General features: G+C 41.7%; 16 protein-coding genes. All 16 read right to left on the bottom strand.

Annotated features, from left to right (window positions below):
- Window positions 1-39: 39 nt before the first annotated feature.
- Window positions 40-483, bottom strand: coding sequence for a flagellar export protein FliJ (gene fliJ, locus L4C37_RS05100; protein ID WP_429768048.1), 444 nt, complete (start codon window positions 481-483; stop codon window positions 40-42).
- A gap of 6 nt (window positions 484-489) precedes the next feature.
- Complete coding sequence (gene fliI / locus L4C37_RS05095; RefSeq protein WP_137372302.1) at window positions 490-1,809, bottom strand: flagellar protein export ATPase FliI; 1,320 nt, start codon at window positions 1,807-1,809, stop codon at window positions 490-492.
- A complete protein-coding gene (gene fliH, locus L4C37_RS05090; RefSeq protein ID WP_137372301.1) occupies window positions 1,809-2,609 on the bottom strand; it encodes a flagellar assembly protein FliH in 801 nt (266 codons plus the stop codon). The genes fliI and fliH overlap by 1 nt, the downstream gene beginning before the upstream one ends.
- 182 nt (window positions 2,610-2,791) lie before the next feature.
- Entirely contained in the window at window positions 2,792-3,850 is a 1,059-nt protein-coding gene (gene fliG, locus L4C37_RS05085) for a flagellar motor switch protein FliG (protein ID WP_137372300.1), read from the bottom strand.
- Window positions 3,843-5,585 carry a flagellar basal-body MS-ring/collar protein FliF gene (gene fliF, locus L4C37_RS05080; protein ID WP_372267273.1) on the bottom strand — a complete coding sequence of 581 codons (1,743 nt, stop codon included), beginning with the start codon at window positions 5,583-5,585 and terminating at the stop codon, window positions 3,843-3,845. Before fliF ends, fliG begins: the two co-directional genes overlap by 8 nt.
- A 15-nt stretch (window positions 5,586-5,600) precedes the next feature.
- Entirely contained in the window at window positions 5,601-5,912 is a 312-nt protein-coding gene (gene fliE, locus L4C37_RS05075) for a flagellar hook-basal body complex protein FliE (RefSeq protein WP_137372298.1), read from the bottom strand.
- Between the two features lie 133 nt (window positions 5,913-6,045).
- The gene (locus L4C37_RS05070) at window positions 6,046-7,455 is read right to left on the bottom strand and encodes a sigma-54-dependent transcriptional regulator (RefSeq protein ID WP_137372297.1); all 1,410 of its coding nucleotides are present in this window, start codon (window positions 7,453-7,455) and stop codon (window positions 6,046-6,048) included.
- 32 nt (window positions 7,456-7,487) lie between these two features.
- Complete coding sequence (locus L4C37_RS05065) at window positions 7,488-8,528, bottom strand: sensor histidine kinase (RefSeq protein WP_137372296.1); 1,041 nt, start codon at window positions 8,526-8,528, stop codon at window positions 7,488-7,490.
- A gap of 156 nt (window positions 8,529-8,684) precedes the next feature.
- Window positions 8,685-10,151, bottom strand: a complete 1,467-nt coding sequence (locus L4C37_RS05060; protein WP_137372295.1) for a sigma-54 dependent transcriptional regulator — start codon at window positions 10,149-10,151, stop codon at window positions 8,685-8,687.
- Between the two features lie 227 nt (window positions 10,152-10,378).
- Window positions 10,379-10,789, bottom strand: coding sequence for a flagellar export chaperone FliS (gene fliS / locus L4C37_RS05055; RefSeq protein WP_137372294.1), 411 nt, complete (start codon window positions 10,787-10,789; stop codon window positions 10,379-10,381).
- A 12-nt stretch (window positions 10,790-10,801) separates the two neighbouring features.
- Complete coding sequence (gene fliT, locus L4C37_RS05050) at window positions 10,802-11,107, bottom strand: flagellar protein FliT (RefSeq protein ID WP_273294890.1); 306 nt, start codon at window positions 11,105-11,107, stop codon at window positions 10,802-10,804.
- 7 nt (window positions 11,108-11,114) lie between these two features.
- On the bottom strand, window positions 11,115-13,148 hold the full coding sequence (gene fliD / locus L4C37_RS05045; RefSeq protein WP_429768047.1) for a flagellar filament capping protein FliD: 2,034 nt from the start codon (window positions 13,146-13,148) through the stop codon (window positions 11,115-11,117).
- A 22-nt stretch (window positions 13,149-13,170) separates the two neighbouring features.
- Window positions 13,171-13,596 carry a flagellar protein FlaG gene (gene flaG / locus L4C37_RS05040; protein WP_137372291.1) on the bottom strand — a complete coding sequence of 142 codons (426 nt, stop codon included), beginning with the start codon at window positions 13,594-13,596 and terminating at the stop codon, window positions 13,171-13,173.
- An 88-nt stretch (window positions 13,597-13,684) separates the two neighbouring features.
- Window positions 13,685-14,815: a flagellin gene (locus tag L4C37_RS05035; RefSeq protein WP_137372290.1), complete on the bottom strand. Its 1,131-nt coding sequence runs from the start codon at window positions 14,813-14,815 to the stop codon at window positions 13,685-13,687.
- Between the two features lie 432 nt (window positions 14,816-15,247).
- Complete coding sequence (locus L4C37_RS05030) at window positions 15,248-16,381, bottom strand: flagellin (RefSeq protein WP_261856023.1); 1,134 nt, start codon at window positions 16,379-16,381, stop codon at window positions 15,248-15,250.
- Between the two features lie 563 nt (window positions 16,382-16,944).
- The gene (locus L4C37_RS05025; RefSeq protein ID WP_137374800.1) at window positions 16,945-18,081 is read right to left on the bottom strand and encodes a flagellin; all 1,137 of its coding nucleotides are present in this window, start codon (window positions 18,079-18,081) and stop codon (window positions 16,945-16,947) included.
- Window positions 18,082-18,260: the final 179 nt, after the last annotated feature.

Raw genomic sequence — 18,260 nt, 5'->3', positions numbered from 1 at the left:
TAGGAAGGAAGTTGGACAGAACGTCATAAAAAACGAATTCTAAAAATTGTTACGGCGACGGCTATAAAGCAATGTAGAAAACTCATCCATCTGCTTCTGTTCACGTTGGTCTTGCTGTTTCGCTTTTTCTTTCTGTTTTTTTTCAAGTAACCACTCATAAGATTTACGCTGCTTACGTAATTCCATCCAATACTCTTGGCAGTTATCAACTTGGTTTTTAAAGTGACCTTCAGCCTGTCTTTGCTTAGATAAGGTTTCATCTAACTGCGTTAGAAACCGATTCAAGTGACCATATTGACTTGCTGTTAACCCTGATTTACCACGATCAACAAGTTGCTGACAATAATCGAGACGGTATTGCTCGATTTGAGAAACTTGTTTGTAATAATCTTGAAGCTCAGAGTTCGCTTTATTCAAAGCAAGCACGGCTTGATTTTCTTTGTCTTTCGCTTGTTCTAATAAAAACTCTAAAGCATTATCCATTGTCTACTACCCTCCTAATACATGCTTTAACATATTGACGCACATATCATAAGGTACGGTTTCTTTCATTTTTTGCTGTAAGTAATCATCAAGACGTGGCTTCAGTGTAAATGCACTATCTATCGCTTGATCGGTTCCAGGCTTATAAGCGCCGATAGAAACAAGATCTTGGTTTTTACGGCATATTGAGAGAACTTGCCTCACAGCTTTTGACATCATGACGTGTTCTTCTGTTGTTATCTGAGGCATAACACGACTCACCGACTTCTCGACATCAATAGCAGGGTAATGACCTGCATCAGCCATTTCACGCGAAAGAACAATGTGACCATCCAAGATTGCTCGTGATGCATCAGCGATTGGATCTTGTAAATCATCACCTTCAGTTAACACCGTAAAGAAAGCCGTTATTGAACCTTGTTCATCACTACCATTGCCCGCTCTTTCAACCAGAGCCGGCAACTTTGCAAATACAGAAGGCGGATAACCTTTCGTTGCCGGTGGCTCGCCAACGGATAATGCAATCTCACGCTGCGCTTGTGCAAAACGAGTGAGTGAATCCATCAGCAATAAAACATCTAAACCTTGGTCTCTAAAATATTCTGCAACTGTTAAAGCGGTTTGACAGCCTTTCAATCGCATTAATGGTGATGAGTCAGCAGGGGCTGCGACCACCACAGAACGCTTACGTCCATCTTCACCTAAGATTTCTTCAATAAATTCTTTTACTTCTCGACCACGCTCACCAATCAAGCCTACAACAACAACTTGCGCGGTAGTGCCTCGTGTCATCATTCCTAGAGTCACAGACTTACCAACACCGGACCCAGCAAACAAACCAATCCGTTGCCCTTTACCAACAGTGAGCAATCCATTAATTGCCTTCAGCCCCACGTCAAGAGGTTCTGAAATAGGCTTTCTAGACAATGGATTAATAGGGTCTGAGTTAAATGACGCTCTGTGCTCCGTATAAATAGCACCTAAACCGTCTAGCGGGTTACCAACACCATCTATCACTCGTCCAAGTAGTTCCATACCAACAGGAATACCACTTTCAGCGGTTACAGGCGTCACACGTGCTCCGGGCAAAATACCGGTAATTTGCTCACTCGGCATCAGGTAAAGGTTATCACCAGAGAAACCAACCACTTCAGCTTCCATTTCTCCTGACATGGTTTCCACCAGACACAAGCTACCTATAGGTGCTTTACACCCAGTAGCTTCTAGCGTTAAGCCAACAACTCTCACTAAACGACCAGATGCGATAGGACGTGATTTAAGACCTTGAACTTTGTATTGGCTTAAGCGTTCGGCTAATTCAAGCATTACTCATGACCTTGATGACGGTTAGAGCCGCAGAAACTTTGGATAACGCTACGTACACGCTCTTCCATCCGGTAATTTACACTGGATTCTCCCGCTTCGATTTGTACATCTCCACGGTTTAATGCTGGCTCTGAAACCAGAGTCCAATTACGAGTATCAAGCTCACTTTCACCATAAGCAGAACGTATGATTTGTACATCTTCAGGGTTTAGTTTCAAGGTAATAGCATGCCCAGAAACAGGCAATGACTCGACAGATTCTTTCACGGTATCAAGAATAATTTGAGGGTTAGTCTGCACTTCAATATGCACAACTTCTTTAACCAAAGTTAATACCATATCCACCAATTGCTTTTCTACTTGAGCATTCATCAGCTCTAATGGCTGAGCAAACTGATTGGCTAGCCCCATAAAAATAGCAACTTGCTGTTGTATGTATTCTTGACCAGCGGTCACACCTTCAAGTTTTCCTGCTTCATTACCTTCAGCGTGACCTGCAGTAAAACCTTCTTCTTTACCCTTTTCAAAGCCTTGCTTAAAGCCAGCTTCTTGACCTTGCTGCATACCTTCTTGATAAGCACCTTGCTTAATCAATTCAATCTGCTCTTCCGTTAATATCAGCTCTTCATCTTCAATAGCTTCATCAACAGTCGGCATCCAGCTTGGGTCATAGTTAAAAGCTGTCTCTTTGGCATTTTTGTTGGCATCAGAGGTGTAGTCAGGTAGCCCCCACTTTTGAGGCTGTGCCACTGTGTTATCTTCATCTGGACGAAGGAAGCCGCGTTTTCGCTCACCTGACATATGAATACCTATATAGAAATGAAATGTGCTTAACTTATATCAAGCAATTGTGTGAAAAAATTGGTGTCGTTCAATACTCATTAAGTGAATTGGAATTACTTCATTCAATACAACAAGTATGGTTGTTCTGTATCTTCATAAAAAGAAAAGCCCCAACATGTGGGGCTTTGAGGTTTCTAAACTTATAGGAACTCGTCGGCACCACCAGACAGCATAATTTCCCCGCTGTCTGCCATTTTCCTCGCGATTCCAAGAATCTCTTTCTGCGCCGCCTCTACATCAGAGACTTTAACTGGAGGCATTGCCTCAATATCATCACGCATCATATCGGCTGCACGTTTAGACATGTTCTTGAAGATCTTCTCACGCAACCCATCATCTGCACCTTTAAGTGCTTTTTGAAGGACATCTTGAGGCACATCACGCAGCAATTTCTGAACACCCTGATCGTCCACTTCAATAAGGTTTTCAAAGACAAACATAAGGTCTTGAATTTGAGTCGCCATATCTTCGTCTTGATCGCGGATTTGATCCATCAACACGCCTTCAACGTTGTTGTCCATGTAGTTCATGATTTCAGCAGCCGCTTTCAGACCACCAATTTTCGCGGCTTGAGCACCAGCTTGACCAGCAAACTGTTTCTCCATGATTTCATTCAGTTCAGCAAGAGCTGATGGCTGAACTTCTTCTAAGTTCGCAATACGCATCATCAAATCTAAACGAACACGTTCAGGGAATTGAGATAAAATTTCAGCCGACTGATCGGACTCTAAGTAAGATAAAACAATGGTTTGGATCTGCGGGTGCTCATTAATGATAATGCTTGCCACCTGACGCGGGTCCATCCATTTCAATGAATCAAGACCTTTCGACCCTGTTCCAAGTAGGATCTGATCAACAAGGTTATTTGCTTTATCTTCACCTAATGCAGCCACCAATGCATTACGCATAAAGTCTTCGCTGCCCATACCAATATTTGTGTATTTTTGAATATCGTCCAGAAAAGCTCGGTGAACAGCACCCACTTTTTCTTGCGATAAGTCAGCAGCACGAGCCATCGCACTACCTACACGCTGAACTTGTTTCGGTTCAAGGTGACGAATAATGCCAGCTGCATCTTCTTCATTAAGACTCAGTAATAAAATCGCTGCGCGCTCATCACCCAATATTGAGGCGATATCGACACTTCCCGCTTCAACGACTTCACCGCCTTCCGCTTGTTCAACAATTTCGTTAGCCATCTGCCATCCAATTCTTAACTACTTGAGCCGCTAGCTCTGGTTCATTTGCTACAAGTGCTCTAACTGCTTTCAGAACATCTTCATCTTTATGCAAGTTTGGTAAATCGATGCTTGAGCCAAATTCAAATAGCTCACCACCTTCAATATCACCGCCAATTAAGCTCGTTTCTCCATCGGCACCAATTGGCATGCCATCAGGACCGTACATTTCATCGTCTTCATCGTCTGCTGGGTTAAGCAGTTTCTTCATAGCAGGACGAACCAGAACTAGAATCACAACGATGATGACTAAGGCACTCGCAAACCAACGAACCCAGTCATTAAAGTTTGGATGCTCCCAAATTGGAACATCAGCAATAATTTCAGATTCCATTGGTGCAAATTGCACGCTTAGTACATTAAGTAAGTCACCACGCCCTTCGCTGAAACCAACAGTTCCAATTAACACCTGTTTAATTGCATTAATTTCGCTGTCACTTAGTGGTGTATGGACTACCGCACCAGTATCTGGGTTTATGGATTGACGATCTTTAATGGCAACCGAAACTGTTTGGCGGTTTACCGTGCCACTTTGCTTACGTTCATGGCTAATTGTAGTATCCAGCTCGAAGTTTCGTGTAGCTTCTTTATGTACTGAACCTTGTCCCATTGCCGAGCCATCTTTCATTTGCGCGACATCTTGCGGGATAGAAGCATCAGCCGGAGGCTGGTTACTTAACGCACCAGGTACACCACCTACAGTGCTTCCATTATTGTAATCTTCTAGCGTGTATTCACTTCGTGTTGCAGGGGTTGTTGGATCAAAACGTTTTCTCGTTTGTTCCACCGCACTGAAATCGAGCTCAATATCTACTTGGGCGGTATAGTTTCCGAAACCTAGAATAGGGATAAGCACGGAATCAATTTTCTCGCGCAGCGCCTGCTCCTGATTTCGTTCCAGTTCATGCTCTTTACGGCGAGCCGAAGAAACTGGGTCTTGAGAACCAGAACTCAATAAACGTCCATGCTGATCAGTGACAGTAATGCGAGAAGTTTTCATACCAGGAACAGCACTTGCTACCATATCCACAACAGAATCAACTTCCTGCTGCTTTAGGTTAGTACCTGTTTTTAATGTTAAAAAAACAGATGCTGAAGCTTCTTGATTATGACGAACAAAAACACTTTGTTTCGGTAATGCTAATAGGACTTGAGCTTTACGAACTTGCTTCATTTGCTCAATGCCTTTAGCAAGTTGTCGCTCTCGGCTAAGTTTTAAGCGTTCTTGTTCTAAACGTTGAGAAACCCCGAAACCCATATCCTGCATTAGGATATCGTCTCCAGCATTTTTCTCTTGGTTTAGACCGGCGCGAACCATGTCTAATTTAAGGCTATTGTATTCACTCGCGGGAACAGACAGAGTATTTCCATCAAGTGAGTATTCAATTTTTTGTTGATCGAGGTAATCTAATACAGGAATAAGCTCTTCTGTTTCATAAGCACCAAGAGGGCGCATTTCTGGTTCTTTTACCCAGAAAAAAAGCATGACGATCAGTGCGACACAAATAGAAATAGAAAGCACTAATACCACTTGGCGAAGCAAATCGAGATCACCGACTGCCATATCGAATTTAGACGAGCTTCTTTCACCTAGATCAGGGTTCTGCCCTTCTCCATCGATGTCAGAACCTGCCACCAGCCCATGCTCACCAGCGTCATTTACTGCTAAATCTGTCGATTGATTATCATCTGCCACTATATACTACCCAACTTATACCGGCATATTCATTAGCTCTTTGTACGATTCCACCAATTTATTTCTAATTTGGATAGTCGCATCAAAAGCTACACCTGATTTATTTCTAGCAATCATAACATCAGACAAAGAAACACTTTCATCGCCACTATCAAAGCGCGTTTGAAGTGCTCCAGAGGCTTTCTGTAGAGAATTGACGTTGTTGATAGCACTTGTCAGCATATTGCCGAAGTCTGAGCCTGCGGCTTGCCCTGTAGCTGTCGGGCGAGTATTTGCAGCTTCGACCATCATGGCCTGCATTTCACCCTGTAAACCATCTATTCTCATCTTCTACCTCAAAGGTCAAAATTCTGACCATTTGCTTCTGTTGTATTATTGACGGAGCAATTTATGTGCCACTAATGATTGAACACACTATCGTACTACATGAATAAAATAGGTGATACACCAAGTTTACTGGCTAGTTAGGTATATCAATGCCAGCATCACGCATTTTGGCTAATTTATAGCGCAGCGTTCGAGGGCTAATCCCTAACTTTTCTGCCATTTCTTTTCTTCTACCATTACAGGCGATCAAGGTTTCCAAAATAATGGCATATTCTTGATCTCTCAACTCGTTACCAAGCCCCTCGCTTGAAGATAACCCTTTAGGTACTGCGCTAGCTTCGGCAACAGGCATAATATTAGGAGTGGCTATATCACCGCCTTCAACCACAAGTTGTAAGCTGCTAGCATCTTGCCAATCTACACCTTCAAGCAGAATATGTTCCCCAGTAATATTTGACTGCTCACATAAGATAAGTGCTCGTTGAATGACATTATCGAGTTCGCGAACATTTCCAGGCCACGGATAATTGACCAATTTAACAATAGCATCTTCAGAAATAGAAGGAACAGGTAGCCCCAATTTAGTACAGTTTCGCTCAACCAAATGTAATGCCAGTGGCTTAATATCACCTTTTCGCTCGCAAAGGGCTGGCCACGACAGTGGGAATACATTCAAGCGATAGTATAAATCTTCTCGGAAGTTTCCTTCTGAAACATACAGCTTTAAATCTCGGTTACTGGTTGCCAGAACTCTAACGTCAAGCTTTATACTTTTACGGCTACCTAACCTTTCAACTTCGCGTTCCTGTAAAACACGTAATAATTTAGCTTGTAGGTTTAAATCCATTTCACTGATTTCGTCCAGTAAAATAGTGCCGCCCTGTGCTTGTTCAAACTTACCAGGGCAAGCCTGAATCGCCCCTGTAAACGCACCTTTCTCATAGCCGAATAAAGTGGCTTCAAGCATGTTGTCAGGTATAGCCGCACAGTTGATTGCAACGAAAGGACCATTTTTTCGATTAGAAGCATTATGAATATAGCGAGACATAACCTCTTTACCTGAACCACTAGGACCAAGCACCATGACGTTAGCATCAGTTTTAGCCACTTTATCAGCCAACGCTAGAAGCTTTATGCTCTTTTCATCAGCAACAATGGCATCCCCATTATCATCTGATTTCACTGGTGCGTATCGACTTACCATATTCAGCAAGACTTCAGGAGCAAATGGTTTGGCCATGTAGTCAATAGCGCCTTCTTTCATCGCAGCTACAGCATCTTCAATATTGGCATACGCTGTCATTAATAGAACGGGGAGATTTGGCCAATGTTGTTTGATATTGCGTAAAAGAGCCAAGCCCCCCATTCCTGCCATTTGTACATCTGACACAACAATATCGACAGGGTTAGACTTCAATTTCACTAGAGCATCTTCTGCACAGTCAGCCTCCAACCACTCATAACCAGCAAGGGCTAGAGTATCTATGAGAGCTTCGCGAAGACCTTCATCATCTTCTACGATTAACACTTTGCTTTGCGCCATGTGATTCTCCAGTATTAATTCAATTAATGGGGTTACTGATTTTCAGAAGTTGAACGTTCAAGTGGTAAGCACATGGTAAAGCACGCACCATCCCCTTCTTCTGATATTAACTCTAATCGACCTTCATGAGCTCGACAGACCATTTGTACAACAGCGAGACCTAACCCTGTACCTTGAGAGCGGGTTGTGAAAAACGGTTCCATGATTTTACTTTGCAATTCTTTGGGAACACCAGGGCCACTGTCTTGTACTGAGATTTTAAGCTCTCCGTTAACCGGTCTAAAAAACACATCAATTTGTGCTTCTTTTCCTGATATTTGTATCGCATTAAGGAGTAAGTTACTTAAAGCCGAAGCGATAGCATTCACATTCCCAAAGAGCTGTGTTTCTTCATGCTCAACTTCTTGACAATAATCTATTAAGTTACTTTTGAGTGATGTTTCCACCATCGGATGAAATTCAGCAACCAAATCCGAAATAGTGAAAGGTTTCACTACTTTATTATCTCCGCCCTTTGCAAACAACAACATATCATTGACTTGCTTTTCTAAGTCATGAAGCCGATCCATTAGCTTAGACTGAAAACGTTCTTTTGTTGAAGGAGGCAAATTAGGCGCAGCTAAGTTCGATGCATAAAGCATAGCACTCGATAAAGGGGTGCGTACTTGGTGAGCTAAAGACGCAACCATTCTACCTAAAGAAGATAATCGCTGTAGATCACTGACCCTAGACTGTAATAAACGAGTTTCTGTAAGATCTGTAATTAAAATCAACTGTCCAGTTGCTGAAGCTGAAATAGCTAACCTAACTTTCCGCCCATTTTTCAACGAAATCTCATGACCATCATCATCTTTAGGATCAAAAGCACTTTGAATGACAGAGAACCACTTCTCTCCGACTAATTGCACACCGAGAATTCGGTGAGCTTCAGGGTTTGCTTCTCTTACCTCACCTTGAGTATCCAGCAAGATCACTCCAGCAGGCATTACATCCAAAACTTGCTTATAACGCTCTACCTGTTGCTCTACAGAATCTAAATGGGATTGGTTTTCTGATTCGTTCAGTTCATGCATGTCGGAAATTTGCCTCAAATACTAGAATAGCCTGACACGCAAAAAGCATACCAGGCTATTTTGTATATTTATCACAGAGTTAGCTATACGACAAGAACTTGACTATGAGTTTATTCATTCAAACTCGCTGCAGTTCTGTGCATTCGCTTCCGAAGATTAACGCTGCAAATTATACTTTCTCATTTTTTCAACCAAGGTTGTACGTCGCATACCCAGCATATCGGCAGCTCTTGCAACGACTCCGCCTTGCGCTTCTAATGCTTGATTAATCATGTTGATTTCCAAATCTGCCAATAACTCTTTCAAGTTAACACCTTCAGGTGGCAACTCTTGCGGAGCATTAACATGATCAACAAGCTCATCAGACTGATCGAAGCTAAAACTTTCAGAGAAGATATCCGCAAGTGCATCTTGCTCTAGCTCTTCCTCTGACGCAAATGCATGATGCTCTGGCTGAAATTCAGGGATATCACTGTATCGATACTTAGTTGGTAAGTGGTTTACATCCACTAAGCTATTTGGATACAAGATCACCATACGTTCAACAAGGTTAGCCAATTCACGTACATTGCCTGGCCAATCATGCTCCATCAATGAATTAATAGAACGCGGAGTAAAACAAATTGGCAAACTGCCTTCTGCTTCCATACGTGTCATCAACTCTTGTAAAAGCAGAGGTATATCTTCTTTGCGATCTTTAAGCGCTGGCATCTCTATCGGGAAAACATTGATACGGTAATATAAATCTTCACGAAAAGACTCATCATCAATCATGTTTTCGAGGTTGCGATGAGTTGCGGCAATAACACGTACGTTTGCTTTGATTGTATTGTTACCACCAACGCGCTCGAAGCTTCGCTCCTGCAAGACACGCAGCAGCTTCACTTGCATCGCCATCGGCATATCACCGATTTCATCTAAAAATAATGTGCCGCCATCTGCTAGTTCAAAACGACCTTTACGCGAGGTTATTGCCCCGGTAAATGCGCCTTTCTCATGACCAAATAGCTCACTTTCAAGTAAGTCAGGTGGAATTGCGCCACAATTCACGGGAACAAAAGGACCAGAGCGGCGAGGCGAGTGGTAATGAATATTACGTGCGACAACTTCTTTACCCGTTCCAGATTCCCCAAGAATTAAAACATTTGCTTCTGTTGAAGACACTTGTTCAATTAAATGGCGAACATCTTGAATGCCTAAGCTCTGCCCAACTAAGCTGCGAAACAACGTGTTCTTACGCGAAGAAGATACAACCTGAACACCTTTACGACCAAGAAAGTCTTTGCAATGCCTAAGGGCATCACTCACCTGAGGGTAATTTAAAGGCAGCTCTAGTTCACCAACAAAATTGGGAAGGTCATCAACCGAGTGATTATTCTTACTAACGATAAGCAAAGGTATATGGTGAGCATGAATGAGATGCTCACTAAATAGAGAATTGAACTTATTGTCCTTCATTGAGCCTATGATACAGCCAGCCCAAATATGAGACCAATCGATCTCATTAGCTTGTTCAGAGCTGATTACTTCGCAGCTCTCTCCTACAAACTCTAATATAGTGCTTAAGTTTCGACGATTGTTAGAGTCATCATCGATAACAAGCAGTTTTGCCAAACCTTGCATAAGTAGGATTTATTGCCTTAATAATTGGTGCGATGCAGAAAACATGGACAACGTTATCTATAAATTAATGAAGAAATCATAGGTTATGGTTAACGATAGACAATTTATGAAAATCAGCAACGAAAAAAAGCCATTAGGCTATCTAATGGCTTCTATTTTATTTGAATAAAAAAATAAGGCAACCAAGCAATTAGCTGATGTGAGCTTGGTTGGAACTTTAAATTTCTTTATATGCCAACTTCGGCAGATGTCAGGTTATGGAACTCGTTCGGAATTTGGTCCCATGCGCCTTTAATTTCGCGGATAATATCAATAACATCATCAATCGGCTGAGGATCGTTCTGATGATTAGCTGCTGATATTTGCGTGATCATAAATTCATATAGTTGATCTAAGTTTTTGGCGATATCACCACCATCATCCATAGAAAGGCAGCTACGTAGGCTAATTATGATGTCTAAAGCCTTACCTAAGCGTTCGCCTTTTACTGGAATATTACCAGCTTGCATAGCAGCTTTGCCTTGGATTAAACGCTCAATAGCACCAGCCATTAGCATTTGAACAATCTTATGGGGTGAAGCAGCACTTAGCTGACTATCCACTGATACCTTTTTATATGCTTGTAAAGAACCGCGCATAGTAACCCTCTTTTATAAAAACTTTTTATATTGCTGAACCGATTTATTTCCATGTCGATATTTATGGAGTGTTTTTCCCACTCGACTGGTTTCTGACTGCATCAATTCAACTAATTTTTTGGTTCGGCTTATTGCATCAAACCAATCAGAGCTTTGCTTTACTTCAGGGAATGAATCCAATAACTGAAGTACCTTTTGCAATAACTGTTCCCTGTTATCGACAAGCTGAGTAATTTCTTCAGTGTTTATTTCACTAATTTCAAACTTAGCAAATATTTGTCGATCTAGCTCACAAAGTTCTTCTAATTCACTCTTCATGCTTTACCTACATTGCACTCATCATGCTGCCAAGTTGTGACTGCATTTTACTGGTCGCATCTTGCATCGCGGTAAATTTTGAATGAGTACGGCTTTCCAAGCTATCCATGCGGCGGTCAAGTGCCCCTTGGTCATCGGCTAAGCGGTAATTTTGTTCCAGTAAGCTTTTTTCACGAGTACGAATTGAACCGGTAATCCCAGTAATGCCCTGTATGGCATCTTCGACGCGTTTAGCAAATCCATTATTGCCACCAAAAAACTCACCAAGCTTGTCAAAGTTATTGTTTAGCTGGCGATCAAGCATGTCGTGGTTGATCTCTAAAGTACCTTGACGAGTGGTTGTAATACCAAATTCAGTTAGAGACTTTAGATTTTCAGGCGCTTGTTCAATGTTAGTAGAAAATACACCTTTTAGGCGTGAATCTGCATTACGCACAGTACTATCACCAGATAGAGGTCCTTTTTGACCTGTCGCCGGATCCACTCCAGATAAGTTTTTAGATACTTGGTAAAACTGATTATAGGAGTTAACAAAGCTTTCAATATCTTGTCGAACACTTGAGCGATCGTACTCTACTCCAATTTCAGCTGGAGCCTTATCTCTGGGTGTTGTGCCTTTCACGGTAATATCAATACCATCAACGGCATCTTCAATAATGTTATTATTACTCGAAAGCTGAGCCACACCATCCATAACAACCATTGAATCTTGACCAGACTGCACTTCAGACATGCCATTGTATGTATCAAAAGATTCTTGAGCTTTTGCCAGTTCATCTTGTGCTTGATCGACTTCTTCAAGTAACTGTCTTTCTTCCGGATCTAACTTTGCACGTTCAATCTGCTTAGCTTGTTCTGGTGTTAATTCACCTTTTTCGACTTTTTCAGCAAGTTCAGCGCTTTCTTCTGCAAGTTTTTCTTCGATTCGAGCCTGCTCTGCTTCGAGCTTTTGCTGAGCTTCTTTAGGTGTGACATAAGAATCAGTTAATGTACCTGATGCGGTGTTTGACCACCCAGGGACATCAGAAGCCTTTTCAATGGCTTTTTCATCAAGTTCTAATTCAGGCGTATGATATGAATCTAATAATGTACCTGATGCCGTTTCTGTCCAGCCACCAATGTTATCTTCTGGCATAACGGAAGCAATAGCAGCAGCATCTATTGCCTGTTGACCAGCAAGTGCCGCAGCTTGACCGTAGCTAAGATCATTTGCATCACTCGCGTCGTTGAGATTAGATCCATCAGTCGGATCTGTGGCATTTTCTATCGCGTTAGGATCTTTAGGTACAGGATTGCCATTTTCGTCAACGGCATTTTCCGGAGCTACCTCGTCGATTGCATCTTTAGCAATACCCGCAGGTGTTTTTGATAGGACTTCTTGTGCAGATAAGCGCGCCTTTTCTAAATCATTAACACGCTCTTCTAGTGTTTTATACTCAAGCTTTTTAAGTGGGTTACCTGATTCAGATTCAACATTAATGCTGATTTGATGATCTTTCCCAGATAAGTTTGATGCAACAATTAAACGAGGACCATCGACGTCATTAATAACAGATGCACGGACGCCTGGATTTTCCGTAGCGCCGTTTATTCCTCTGACAATGTCGATAAGCTTAGAGCGATCACCGACTTGTACATCAAAGCTTTTTTCACCAAGCGAAACCTGCAGCTTGCCAGGACCAAACTTCGTGTCTTCAGATAACGCTTCTGAAGCCACTTTATGGCTTTGAGCAAGCTGCAACACATCGATGGCATATTTACCTGCTATCGCATCTGTAGTTGCAGTCGCTGAGACAACACCTTCATCAGTACTTTCAACCGTTCTTACTGCAAACGCTTTTTCCTGACGAAAGTTTGTCATCAGATCTTTCATCGAATCCAGAGATTCTCTGAGTCTTCCATAGGCACTAATACTCGAGTCTATTCGCGTTCTTTCATTGTCGATACGTTGCTGTTTAGGCACACGCTCCGAATCAACAATTTTGCTGACCATGGAATTAATATCCATGCCAGACGACATCCCCATAGGGCCTAAACTCATCAAATCACCTCAATTATACGACTTATACCTTAGCCGCCAATAAACCAGTATTGGCAGTTTGGGCTGCTAGGCGCCTTAATATTTCAAGCATTTCTTCATCAGGAATCTGGCGAATAATATCACCAGTAGTCGCTTCATAAATCGTAACGACATCCCTACCTGACTCTTCATCTACTTTAAATGCTACACCTTTATTGATAGAAGAAATAAATTCATTCATTTTTTCTACCATCCTAACTCGCTCTTCTTTATTTAACTCTTGTCTATTTTGAGCTAATTGAATCGCAGTTTCAGTAGAATTATCTTTCGGTTTTTCTACCTTTTCGGAAGACGTAACGTCTTTCAGTTTTGAAACACTTGGCGCACTACTACCTTCATCGCTAGCAAGTTTAGTGCCACTTGGTGAGCCGTAAGGCTGGACGTTCGATGTGTAGGATGATATTTCCATAACAATCTCCCTTCCGCCTTATGAGCTAACAATAGAAACTCATTTAATCAATTATAAGCCTCTATTGACTAGCTTACCTTAGGTAAGTTTAGCCCAATAAGCTTAGAGCTGCAGACGGTGACTGCTTAGCTTGTGCCAAAATTGAAGTACTCGCCTGTTGTAAGATCTGAGACTTCGTCATCGCTGTTGTTTCTTTTGCGTAATCGGTATCTTTGATACGACTCTTAGATGCATTAACATTTTCGTTGATGTTATCTAAGTTGCTGATCGCGTGGTCAAAACGGTTTTGGAATGCACCAAGAGAAGCTCGTTGGCTATCTACTGACTTCAATGCACCATCGATAATAGAAACCGCTTCATTAGAACCAGCAACTGATGTTACGTCAATGTCATTTACCGTTACTTCTTTCGCATCACCGATGCTCAGTTCGCCAGCAAGGCTACCGCCAAACTCAACTTCACCATCCACTTTTTGGTTAGAAGCAAACATTTGCAGTTTACCGTCTTCACCTACAGATGCTTTTACGTCTTCACTCTGACCGTTGATGTAAGTAGCAAGTTCTTCAAGATCATTGCCAGCTTTAGCATTGATAGTGATCTCTTTCTCTTCACCAAACTTATCGTTGTAAGTCATTGTCAGATCAGAACCTGCAGCTGTACGCCAAGAAGCATCTTGACCTTCTTCAGCAGCATAGCTCTTACCGCCCATAGCAGAAGTATCAGTACGCATGCTACCAATAGCAAGTTGTACAGCTTCGCCTGAGTCAGCACCGATTTGGAATGATTGGCTACCGTAAGTACCGTTTAATAGCTTATTACCACCAAAAGATGTGGTTTCAGCAATACGGTTAAGTTCTGTATTTAGGGCAGAAACTTCTTCTTGGATAGCAACACGCTCAGACTTGCTGTTTGAGCCGTTAGAGGATTGTAGAGATAGGTCACGCATACGTTGAAGAATGTTAGTAGACTCATTCATTGCACCTTCAGCTGTCTGTGCGATAGAGATACCATCATTTGCGTTCTTCACAGCCATATCCAGACCGCGACTTTGCGAGTTTAAACGGTTAGATATTTGTAGGCCCGCAGCATCATCTTTTGCGCTATTAATTTTATAGCCAGAAGACAGACGCTCCATCGATTTTTGTGTACCTTCAGCAGCGCTATTAAGAAAACGCTGTGCGGTCATTGCAGACACATTAGTGCTTACGTTTATTGCCATGATTGATCTCCTTTAGGCATTTTCATGTACTTCAGAGACTCTCACCTCTCATTCGTACACTACAATTTGTCTGATGTACCTCCGAGTCTCTCACCTCACATTGGTACATCTCATTTCTCTCAATCCCTTTAACGGCCTCTTTATTAGAAGCTTTAGAAAAAAAAGTGTTTTTTTTCGTATTATTTTTCATCAATGACTAAAGTGTGATCTTTATCTAGATAATCAATCACTCAGCCCTGAAGAAACCGATCACGCCATCTTAATACTCTTTTCTCTTATATTTATCCTAATTCACAAGCAGCCACTACTTAAATTATAGGCAATAAAAAACCCAGCCGAAGCTGGGTTCCTTTTACGCTCATCTCTCACCACGAGCTAATTCTGTGGAAAGCTTATTACTAATAGTTTTAACGTATTAGCCTAGTCAGTTTATTAACCTAGTAAGCTTAGCGCTGAGTTAGGCGCTTGTTTCGCTTGTGCAAGAATCGAGCTTGATGCTTGAGAAAGGATCTGAGATTTAGTCATCTGAGTCGTTTCTTTCGCGAAGTCGGTATCTTTAATACGGCTCTTAGAAGCATTTACGTTTTCGTTAATGTTGTCTAAGTTGCTGATAGCGTGGTCGAAACGGTTCTGGAATGCACCCAGTTCAGCTCGGTGGCTATCTACGTATTTAAGTGCCGCATCAATAATAGCTACTGATTCTTGAGCACCGCCTACCGATGTTACATCGATAGTATCAACAGTTACTTGTTTGCCATCTTGCATGCCTAGTTCACCTGCAAGACCACCAGAGAACGACACTTCACCGTCAACTTTATTGTTGCCAGCGAACATTTGCAGTTCACCTTTTTCACTTACTGACGCTTTTACTAGGTCTTGTTGACCATTGATGTACGTTGCTAGTTCTTCAATATCGTCGCCTGCTTTAGCGTTAATTTGAAGCTCTTGCTCATTACCGTAGCTGTCTGTTAGCGAGATAGTTAAATCGTTTGAGCCTGATTGAACGTTCCAGTCTTTACCTTTGCCGTTTTCAGCTTGGTAGCTAACGCCGCCCATTTCMGTGTTATCAGARCGCATATCTTTCAGTTGAAGCATTACCGCTTCACCATTATCCGCACCGATTTGGAATGATTTAGTACCGTGTGTACCGTTCAGTAGTTTGTTACCACCGAAAGACGTCGTTTCCGCGATACGATTCAATTCATCGTTTAGCGCCGTTACTTCTTCTTGAATAGCCACACGTTCAGATTTTGAGTTAGAGCCATTTGAAGATTGTAGTGACAAGTCACGCATACGTTGCAGAATGTTTGTCGTTTCATTCATTGCACCTTCAGCAGTTTGTGCAATAGAGATACCGTCATTCGCGTTACGTACTGCTACATCAAGACCACGGCTTTGAACGTTTAAGCGGTTAGAGATTTGTAGACCTGCCGCATCGTCTTTTGCACTRTTAATCTTAGAACCAGAAGCTAGACGCTCCATTGAGGTTTGTTGAGCACTGTTCGCGTTGTTTAGGTAACGTTGCGCTGTCATTGCTGATACGTTTGTATTTACATTCACTGCCATGGTGATTTCTCCAATTGATTTTTCGATATTGCGGTTTCCGACGTCTCGAAAAACCAAGTAGTTCTCTCAAAGTTACTTTTAATAACGGCTCAAAAACCCAGACCTTTAGAAAAATTTTAATAAAAATCATAAAAATTATTTAATCCTTAAAAATCAACAACTTAAAATGACGTTATTTTTAATTTAAATCTATGGATTTATCTAGAAGAAATTTTTAGGCGAGTTATCAAACAAAAATAGAAGAAATAATCGAGTAAAAAGAAGTTAACTGGGAGTAAATAGAAGTTAGCTTAGAATGAATGAAGAAGGAGAAACTTGAAAGTAGCGTATAACAGAAAGGAAAAAGCCCCTTTTCCTTTGAGAGAACCGGGGCTAGTTGGTCATCAGATCCTATGTGGAGATCATCGAGAAATGAACATATTCTCGTCAGACCGAGTGCATATCTACCGTCAAAATGACAAGCGGTGAGAGATGAGAGAGCTAATCATTCAAGTAAATATGCTTGCCAGTATCCCTTGTTGCATCGCTCACGTCTGGGCATTAGCAACAAGTTCAACCAATAACTATTGCAATAGTGACATCGCAGAGTTAGGCAACTGTTTTGCTTGAGCAAGTATCGAAGTACCTGCCTGTTGCAATATTTGTGATTTCGTCATTTGCGTTGTTTCTTTCGCAAAATCAGTATCTTTAATACGGCTGTTTGACGCTTCAACATTCTCTTGAACGTTAGCCAAGTTATTAATACTGTGGCTTAAACGGTTCTGTTTCGCACCAAGGTCAGCTCGTTGTGAATCAACATAAGTCAATGCTGAATCTAAAATGCTAATCGCATTTTGAGAGCCGGCAACACTTGTTAAGTCAATATCTTGAACTGATGTCTTACGACCTTCACTGTTAATACCCAGCTCAGACGCTAAACCACCAGATATTGACATAGAGCCTTCTAAATCAGGCTCAGCAACAAACATCTGTATTCGGCCATCATCCGTCACAGAAGCGTTAACAAGATGAGATTGACCATTAATATAAGTCGCTAGTTCTTCAATATCATCACCAGCTTTAGTGTTGATATCGAGAATAATCTCTTCGCCTGATTTGGTTTTAAACTCAAGTTTTAAATCTTGAGCATTTGCTGGAACTTGCCAGTCTTTGCCTTTGCCATTTTCTGAATCAAACGTAGTACCACCCATACGGAAATCATCCGCACGAACGCTCGTTAGACCCATGATCATTGCTTCACCAGAATTTGAACCAATCTGGAAAGAGGCTTCACCAAACGTACCATTTAGTAGTCTACGACCACCGAACGATGTGGTTTCTGCAATACGGTTTAGCTCGTCTTGAAGTGCCATAGACTCTTCATTCAATGCTTCACGTTCTGCCGGTGAGTTAGTACCGTTTGAAGATTGAATCGCCAAGTCACGCATACGCTGCATTACATTGGTTGACTCATTCATCGCACCTTCAGCGGTTTGAGCAATAGAAATACCATCATTAGCATTTCGCATTGCTACATCCAGACCTCTGGATTGAGCCGTCAGTCGATTTGATATTTGCAGACCCGCTGCATCATCTTTAGCACTGTTAATCTTATGCCCTGATGACAAACGCTCCATAGAAGTATTTAGGTCATTAGAGGCTTTATTTAAGTAACGTTGCGCTGTCATAGCCGACACGTTGGTACTTACATTGATAGCCATTTTGCTCTCCTTATGAGTTCGCAAGCTTTCTGCGAAGCGGCCAGCTTTACTCTCATATGGATAAGCACTGACCGTAAATTACTTGCTAAACCCCCAAATGAGGATTTATGAACTGTTTAATCATTTCTGATTATATAGATACAAGTTGTATGCCAAGTTTTAAATTTAATACCAATAAA

Source organism: Vibrio kagoshimensis (assembly GCF_050337535.1).
Taxonomy (GTDB): Bacteria; Pseudomonadota; Gammaproteobacteria; order Enterobacterales; family Vibrionaceae; genus Vibrio; species Vibrio gallaecicus.
The sequence above is the reverse complement of the archived record's forward strand: the minus strand, read 5'-3'. Positions and strand labels throughout refer to the sequence as shown.